The organism is Mesorhizobium sp. M2A.F.Ca.ET.039.01.1.1, assembly GCF_003998035.1.
Lineage (GTDB): Bacteria > Pseudomonadota > Alphaproteobacteria > Rhizobiales > Rhizobiaceae > Mesorhizobium.
Genome location: NZ_RZRY01000884.1, coordinates 1 through 2,210, shown reverse-complemented (window position 1 = coordinate 2,210; position 2,210 = coordinate 1). Strand labels below are relative to the sequence as shown.

The 2,210-nt window shown below is 62.4% G+C and carries 3 protein-coding genes and 1 pseudogene; all 4 read right to left on the bottom strand.

Annotated elements, in window-relative coordinates:
* Positions 1-69 (bottom strand): annotated as a pseudogene (locus EOA24_RS35075) (30S ribosomal protein S11); the annotation flags it as partial.
* Between the two features lie 124 nt (positions 70-193).
* Complete coding sequence (gene rpsM / locus EOA24_RS35070; protein WP_027170351.1) at positions 194-562, bottom strand: 30S ribosomal protein S13; 369 nt, start codon at positions 560-562, stop codon at positions 194-196.
* A gap of 229 nt (positions 563-791) precedes the next feature.
* Entirely contained in the window at positions 792-1,382 is a 591-nt protein-coding gene (locus EOA24_RS35065; RefSeq protein ID WP_127255633.1) for an adenylate kinase, read from the bottom strand.
* On the bottom strand, positions 1,379-2,210 hold an 832-nt coding region (gene secY / locus EOA24_RS35060), incomplete at its 5' end, for a preprotein translocase subunit SecY (RefSeq protein ID WP_127410654.1). The genes secY and EOA24_RS35065, both read right to left, overlap by 4 nt.

The window sequence follows — 2,210 nt, the reverse complement described above, 5'->3', positions numbered from 1 at the left end:
GACGTGGGCAACGCCCGACGAGATGTTCTTGCGTTCGCGACGGCGAACACGAGCGGCTTCCTTGGCCATGGTAGTCCTTTCAGTTGATCTCTACACCGCCGTAATGCCAGCGGCTCCACCTTGAGAAGCGAGTAGGGAATAGTGAGTAGCGAATAGAGTCCTACTCGCTAATGACTACTCGCTATTCGCCCAATTACTTCTTCTTGCCGGCGATCGCCTTGGCCGGGCCCTTGCGGGTGCGCGCATTGGTGTGCGTGCGCTGGCCGCGGACCGGCAGCGAGCGGCGGTGACGCAGGCCGCGGTAGCAGCCGAGGTCCATGAGCCGCTTGATGTTCATCGAGACTTCGCGGCGCAGGTCGCCTTCGACCTGGTAGTCGCGGTCGATCGTCTCGCGAATCTGCAGCACTTCCGCGTCGGTCAGCTGGTTGACGCGGCGGTCCGCCGGGATGCCGACCTTGTCGACGATCTCCTGGGCAAACTTCTTGCCGATGCCGTGAATGTACTGAAGCGCAATGACGACGCGCTTGTTGGTCGGAATGTTGACGCCGGCTATACGAGCCATTTTCTTCTCTTTCTCCATGTAGGCCGGACGAGCCGGCGTTCAAGTTACCCCGCGTCCGGTGGAGGCCGGCCCTTGCGGGAGTTTCCTGGTTCAAAGCGGACGCCTTGCCCGCAAGGGCAAGCAAAGTCCATGCCTGATAGGAAGACGGGCCGCCATACCCCAACGACCCACTTCAGTCAAGCGCAATCTTCAATTGTCGCCAAGCGCAATCTTCAATTGCCGGTCCGGCTCACTTCGCCGCGGCCGCGAGCACCTTGCCGATCTCGTCGGTCACGGCATCGATACTGGCCATGCCATCGACGGTCTTGAGCTTGCCTTTGGCGTAGTAGTAGCCGGTCAGCGGCGCCGTCTTCTTGTAATATTCGCGCAGGCGTTCCTCGAACACCGCCGGGTTGTCGTCCTTACGAACAGGCTGGCCGGCGACCTTGGCATCCTCGGCGCGCTTGACGATTCGTCCGACCAGCGCCTTGTCGTCGACGACAAGCTCGATGACGGTGTCGAGCGCGATGCCGCGTTCGGCAAGCATGGCGTCGACCGCATCCGCCTGGACCAGCGTGCGCGGATAGCCGTCGAGAATGAAACCCCTGGCGCAGTCCGGCTGATCGATGCGCTCGGCGACGATGGCGTTGACGATCGCGTCGGAGACCAGCTCGCCGGCATCCATCACCGCCTTGGCACGCTTGCCGACCTCGGTTCCGGCCTGAACGGCAGCACGCAGCATGTCCCCCGTCGAGAGCTGTGGGATGCCGTGTTGTTCTACCAGTCTTTGTGCTTGCGTCCCCTTGCCCGCCCCCGGCGGCCCAAGCAATATCAGCCTCATCTGCTCCTCTTCCCCCCGCGCAACTTCGACTTCTTGATCAGGCCCTCATACTGGTGCGCGATCAGGTGACCCTGAATCTGCGCCACCGTGTCGAGCGTGACACTGACCACGATCAGAAGCGATGTGCCACCGAGGTAGAAAGGTACGCCAGTCGCCGAAATCAGGAATTCCGGCAGCAGACAGACCAGCACCAGGTAGATGGCGCCGATAACGGTGATACGCGTCAGAACATAGTCGATATATTCGGCGGTGCGTTCGCCTGGACGATAACCCGGGATGAAGCCGGAATGCTTCTTGAGCTGGTCGGCCGTGTCCTTCGGATTGAAAACGATCGCCGTGTAGAAGAAGGCGAAGAAGACGATCATGCCCGCATAGAAGATCATGTAGAGCGGCTGGCCGTGGCCGAGCGAGGCGAGGATCGTGCTTGCCCAGGCCGGCAGGTTGGTCGCCTGCGAGAAGCCCGCGACGGTTGCCGGCAAAAGCAGCAGCGAGGACGCGAAGATCGGCGGGATGACGCCCGAGGTGTTGAGCTTCAGCGGCAGATGCGAGGTGTCGCCCTGGAACATGCGGTTGCCGACCTGGCGCTTCGGATACTGGATGAGCAGGCGGCGCTGCGCGCGCTCGAAGAAGACGATGAGCGCGATGACGATGATGGCCAGCACGATGATCGCGAGGATGAGGCCGGTCGACAGCGCGCCAGTGGGGCCGAGCTCCAGCGTGCCGGAGATCGCCCGCGGCAGGCCGGCGACGATGCCGGAGAAGATGATCAGCGAAATGCCGTTGCCGATGCCGCGCGCGGTGATCTGCTCGCCGAGCCACATCAGGAAC

Coding starts and splice junctions, on each gene's coding strand:
- rpsM (WP_027170351.1), bottom strand. CDS start 562: ATGGCTCGTATAGCCGGCGTCAACATTCCGACCAACAAGCGCGTCGTC.
- EOA24_RS35065 (WP_127255633.1), bottom strand. CDS start 1,382: ATGAGGCTGATATTGCTTGGGCCGCCGGGGGCGGGCAAGGGGACGCAA.